The sequence below is a fragment of the Escherichia sp. WS1450 genome, from assembly GCF_046487395.1.
GTDB lineage: Bacteria > Pseudomonadota > Gammaproteobacteria > Enterobacterales > Enterobacteriaceae > Escherichia > Escherichia coli.
On the sequence record NZ_JBJQJO010000065.1, the window covers coordinates 1 to 5,516 of the forward strand.

The following is a 5,516-nucleotide window of genomic DNA, read 5'->3' on the forward strand; positions in this document are numbered from 1 at the left end:
TGGACTGGCCGTGTGATTACGTTCAGTAATACGCTCGTGCACCTGTCGGTAAAAGGAAGTACAGAATGCATGAATCTGTTGTCCGTTGATGTTTCCTTCTGCCGAATGGAGTGTGAAGTGGACGGCCAGCAGACGCGGCCAGTGATCCACCGCCTGCTGAATAAAACGCCGGATTTCCACCGGCTCTGAAAGTACGGTTTCGGTTATTTGCACGATTTGATCCCCTTGAATGTTGCTGAACCGGTGTCGGTACGCAGGAAAGCACGCCGAGACCGGTACGATGCCTGTTACAGCGAAGAACGAGGAATGACAGACGGGGGCAGCAGGTCGCCAGCACCAGGGACAGGGCTGATTTCCACAATACCAACGCTGGTATTTTGCACATTGCCAGCGTACCGGCATTACAACACGTTTCATGCTGCTGCCCCTCGTGATGCCTCGATTCGTTGCTGCATCCACTGCTCCACTTCACTTTTGTACCAGCGGCTGCTGCGCCCCAGTTTGATGGGTTTAGGGAAATGGCCTTCACTGATCAGCTTGTAAAACCATTTGTCGGTCATACCAGTGAAGCTGGTGATGTAGTTCATGTCGATCAGGGGATCGTCGGCACGCAGCAATACGCTGTCGTGACCTGTCATTGAGGTCAACATGGTCAGAATGTCCTCTGTGAGATTTATGAATGTTGGGCAAATGCGGGTGAATCTGCTGAGCTGAGCTTTCAGAGCTGGCCTGCTACGGGATACCAGGGATTACCGGCGAGGTAACGGGCTTCCGGATCGCGCACACCACGACGATCGCGGGCGAAATCACTGAACGCCCATATCAGCTCTTTGAGTCTCTCTTCGCAGTCCGGTGAACAACTGTCCAGCACCACATCCCGGGTTATCTGTTTCTGGTACGGTGCTGCTTCACCCGGTGCCGCGAAGCCCAGTACGTTGCTCCAGGCATCCAGTATCAACCGGTCCAGCTCAGGGCCGTCGAAATATTCCTGTCTGACGCACAGCACCACGTGGTATTCCGGTTTTTCAGGATGACGGGTCAGGAGCCAGCAGAGGTCGCGTCCGGGGGTTGCATTCATCAGCGCACTGACGGTTTCGATAAAGGCCATACCGAACCAGGTTTTTCTGTCGCTGAAGATGTTGCCATGTTCCCCCGGCAGACGAAGCAGGATCCGCCGTATCCTGGAGCCGGACTGCTCGCGCAACACACGGTTGAGAACGCCGATGATTTTGTTCTGATAAGATGGCCAGAAGGGCGCCATGCTATAGTCGAAATAAGGGATAGCATTCATAAGATATGTTCCGTTATACGCAGCCCACAACGCGTCCTGCCCGTGGATGCGCTGACGTGTTATGGCTTGCGTATGGGGTTGATGGAATAAGTGAAAAACCGCGGCAGAACGGGAAGATCAGGTAACCGACAAGGGACAGAACACCGGATGCAGGTTCAGAATGAATGATCTCCGTTGACTTCGGTTCACATCATTAAGCAGGACAGTAAGGTTTTACCGACGGAGTGTTTCCAGGAGCGAAAGCAGAGAAAAATACCGTTGCATGACTTCAGGACGACTTTTTCAGAAAACGAGCTAAGGGCGTCAGCCAACGTCCTGTAGCATAAGCTCAGGCACCGGATGTCGTTTTACAGGGCTCACCTGCCATCCAGCAGACGCCCCGGCCCACGACTGCAACCATAATTACGTTGCCCGGAACCGTCATGCTGCTTCGTCTCATATTTCACGAGATAACTGGCTCTGTTCCGGGCTTTCTGCAGCGCTTCCACATCACCACGCTTGATCCAGAGAACAGCGGCTTCACCCGGCTTTTTTTCTGAAGCCTTCCTGGTATCAGAACATCCACCCGACAAAGGCGTGTCATCGGAAGAAGGGCGAGCATCAGACGATGCTGGTTTACGGGAAGGCGTCCACCTGGAAAAATGGACCAGGCCATCGCCTTGCCAGGCCTCAAGATGCAGGGCGCTGCACCATGCCTCCAGGATCATCGTCGCCAGCGAAGATGGTTCGCTGAAATCCCCTGGCGAGCACCAGGTATCTTTGTTGAGCAGCAATATCACGTGATAATGTTTCCTGCCTTTTTCCTTGCCAAACTCCCGACACCAGAAATAACGCAGAGTGGTTGCACGCACACGCTTGTTGGCACGTCGTTTTTTCCGCTGGTAAGCCTGGATTTTGGCTTTCAGGGATTCGAAAAAACGAGAAATCACCGCTGAATCCGGATCGGGATCCATGATGGTGACAGGCATATACTCAGGGAAACGTAAATCCACCCGGATTAACGAGACGGCACGGTGCTGCGACAGGGCACTGTCGAGAAGGCTGTCAAAACGGGATAACCAGTAAGCATTGTGTATTGGTTGATTCATGATGAGAGATCTCCGTTGATTTGGATTGACTTCACATCATTAATCACCGCGGTAAAACTTTACGGCATCATGTCATTAAGCAATGCTACAACTCTCTGATTAAGAGTGATTGAAACGGAACAAACCATCCCGGAACGAAAAGATAATCCTGCACACAGCAGCAAAACACGCAACAACAGCATGAATGGATTTAAAAACGACATGGACGACGAGAAAAGCCTGAAGGGAAAAGGATCCACAGAACATTCGAACAAAACACCAGAAACGCAACCAGAACGCTTCCTGGCAATGCAAATCAACAACAACGCCAAAACCTACAGCTTAATCACACAACTCAATCACGAATGCGAATGACACGTTTAAAACCTGTTTACAGATAACGCCGTAACACGATCATCCCCATCACCATCAGAATCGATTTTCTCATCCCGAAAATGTTACGTTTCACTACGCACCATAAAAACGATTAACCATCGATAACGTAAATCTCATCTGAATCAAAAAACCAAAACCAATCATCACACTTTCGCAATGCAAGAAGAAAAACCACATCATGACGAAAACAATGACCTTACATGAAAAAGCAAAACGTCAGGAATCGTTAATGCCTCAATCTGATTGTTATCAAAACATCCAGAAAGTCGTTTAACAGAATCGTCGTAAGCACATCGAAAAGAACGTCAGATCACCTCAGGAAAGTTCGGGTTGATTTAGCGTAAAGATACTTTTCTCAGCTTAACGTCGAAACACAAACCAAAAACCACAAACAACCAAAGCTCAGGAAAGGTTAAACGTCACATCAGTAAAATCGAATAGCAGATTGATTGCTTAAACAGGAAGGATTGTTTTACAGCAGCATTAAACTGATTTAGTTAACGTAAAATCAGAACTGACAGGTTTACTAACTTGGATGTGTATCAGTTCAAAAATGTGTACAGCAATGCGTAATGAAACACATTTAAAGGAGATTAATGGGAAAGTGTGTAAATGCGTAAACAGGCACTAATGAATCACTGGAGGAATACATACAAAACGACTTAATGAAAACATAAAAGGACCTAATGGAAAAGGTGTATATAATACCATATCCGACATTCTCAACATCTTAAGACATCCATGCAGACTGAATGTTGGTTTCAGTTTTTCACGGTAAGCATGAATCTTTTCTGTTCAAAAGCAGAGCAGATTTACTCTGGAATTATTTTTCTTACTCCGTATTCTGTACAGCAAAAACTTGTGCTAACTTTACAGCAAACCATCATAATCAGCGTCTGTAGTCCCATCGCTTTACCCCATGAAAGTGAATCCATATGATGTGAGAGAGATAAGTCATCGTATCCGGTAAACACTGCTTACTATAACATAAGATCATTCAGTCAGTTTTATCTCTGAACTGACGATTATGGCATGCTCATTTATATGGCTCACAGAGGAGTGTTATTATCCGTAAGCTTTAATCATCAAATCACATGACCATACCAAACTGGCGCTATATCAGCTCATTTGACGCTCATTCCCTTTAGATTTCTTTATGTGTTTTTTGTTGATAATTAAAATGTAATATAAATTTAATATTTTCAAATCATAAACACCATTTAAAACCATCATCCTGAACATCATACAACAATATATTTTTACTAAAGCATGAATTGTATACTTCTATTAATTCAGGAAAATTATCAGGATTCACCTTTAAATTCAACTGAATGTTACACTTAATTTCACTCAGCAGTTCTTCATGCGTGGATTTTATTATCCCTTTATCATAATCTATAAATACACACATGTTTTTCATGAATTCAAACCCTTTTCCTGTATACAGTTTGATGAATGCCACAAGAGCAAACATTTCAAGATGCAGCCATAATGCCACGTGAGTTTTTCGCAAAGTATAAAAAATTGAATTCGCCACTTTTTTACTTATTGCTCTTTTGTACTGTGAGTGCGCCAGATTCAGTAGTGGCAATTCTCTCTCGATAAATGAAAGTGAAAAAGGCGGGTAAATTGATGTCGGAAATATTTCAGGTCTTATGATATTTTCGATTTCCACCATAAATCTATCCATAGAACGAAAATCATTTTCTTTTTTTATTCTGGTATAGAGACCGCCTTTATTCCTTACTGCGACTTTTTTTCGTGCTATCCCCCCCAACATTTCCTCTAATTGTTTATTTATCTTCGTATCATTAAATACAACCATTCTTCTTATCATCCTGGGAAGGATGATAATATCAGAGCTTGAATCACTTGAACGGCAATTATTATTGATCCATGCAACTTCAAGTTGAAGTATCGGAACATTAAATTCTCTGGGGTTAATAACTCTCTGATATTGTTTTTTGTATGCGTTTTCATTAAGATATTCTCTGCTGTAGAGAAACTTATAGCAATATAATCTGACAATATCCTTTATGTAAGATTTAAATGAGTCACCTGTAACAGATATATTTTTTCTTCTCAGTAACTCCTGTGTATTGAGCCATTCCCGTGACCGGAGTACTCCATTATGAAGACTTTTTCTTACTTGCTTTGAATTGCGCAATTGATGTAATATTTTTGCGTCCTCAACAATTCTCTTTCCCGTTTGATTTCTTGCAGCATCTATTACTCTGTCAAATATCTCCCGGTCCAGACTTTTGTCATATTTACTGATTATACGACAAATATTCCTGACCCGACGGTTCTCTTTATTTCGTTTCCATAACTGATAATGATCATCACATAACCTCAGGGCATTTGCCTCATCAAATTCTGAAACAGGATTGCTGCATTTTTTATTCCGACAGATACCTTTGTTTTTAGCCATACTCTTCTTCCCGTCAATGGAAAAATTTTCACGTCCATATTACCTGACTGAGAGGCCGGATTAATGTGATCCGGTTCAGTGAAATCAACAGGATAACGGTATGTCATTCAGCCATTCTTCCCTCTCCGCACACGTAAAGTCACATCTGACCTTTCTTCCTGAAGAAATTCGCCAGAAAATCCTTGAACATCTTCGCAGCGTCATTCAGTACGAACCCGTTATTGGCATTATGGGTAAATCCGGTGCCGGAAAAAGCAGCCTGTGCAATGCCATTTTTCAGTCCCGTGTCTGCGCCACGCATCCGCTGAACGGCTGCACCCGTCAGGCTCAT

The 5,516-nt window shown here is 44.1% G+C and carries 6 protein-coding genes and 1 pseudogene; 2 read left to right on the top strand and 5 right to left on the bottom strand.

The genetic code is table 11. The features are described from left to right. The 4 genes and pseudogenes from ACJHYR_RS26735 to ACJHYR_RS26750 form a co-directional block, all read right to left on the bottom strand. A pseudogene (locus ACJHYR_RS26735) lies at positions 1-213 on the bottom strand (hypothetical protein); the annotation flags it as partial. A gap of 200 nt (positions 214-413) precedes the next feature. Continuing rightward, entirely contained in the window at positions 414-650 is a 237-nt protein-coding gene (locus tag ACJHYR_RS26740; protein WP_000958153.1) for a helix-turn-helix transcriptional regulator, read from the bottom strand. A 68-nt stretch (positions 651-718) separates the two neighbouring features. Next, positions 719-1,291 carry a hypothetical protein gene (locus tag ACJHYR_RS26745; protein ID WP_077248717.1) on the bottom strand — a complete coding sequence of 191 codons (573 nt, stop codon included), beginning with the start codon at positions 1,289-1,291 and terminating at the stop codon, positions 719-721. 356 nt (positions 1,292-1,647) lie between these two features. Then, positions 1,648-2,379 carry an inovirus Gp2 family protein gene (locus tag ACJHYR_RS26750; RefSeq protein WP_021512249.1) on the bottom strand — a complete coding sequence of 244 codons (732 nt, stop codon included), beginning with the start codon at positions 2,377-2,379 and terminating at the stop codon, positions 1,648-1,650. A gap of 180 nt (positions 2,380-2,559) precedes the next feature. On the opposite strand from ACJHYR_RS26750, the gene ACJHYR_RS26755 reads away from it, so the two are divergent. Then, positions 2,560-2,733, top strand: coding sequence for a hypothetical protein (locus ACJHYR_RS26755; RefSeq protein WP_012139175.1), 174 nt, complete (start codon positions 2,560-2,562; stop codon positions 2,731-2,733). A 1,228-nt stretch (positions 2,734-3,961) separates the two neighbouring features. On the opposite strand, the gene ACJHYR_RS26760 is transcribed toward ACJHYR_RS26755, so the two are convergent. Continuing rightward, a complete protein-coding gene (locus ACJHYR_RS26760; RefSeq protein ID WP_032353838.1) occupies positions 3,962-5,185 on the bottom strand; it encodes a hypothetical protein in 1,224 nt (407 codons plus the stop codon). Positions 5,186-5,285: 100 nt separating this feature from the next. Between ACJHYR_RS26760 and ACJHYR_RS26765 the strand changes: the two genes are divergently transcribed. After that, a partial coding sequence (locus ACJHYR_RS26765; RefSeq protein WP_171946093.1) for a GTPase occupies positions 5,286-5,516 on the top strand: 231 nt, incomplete at its 3' end.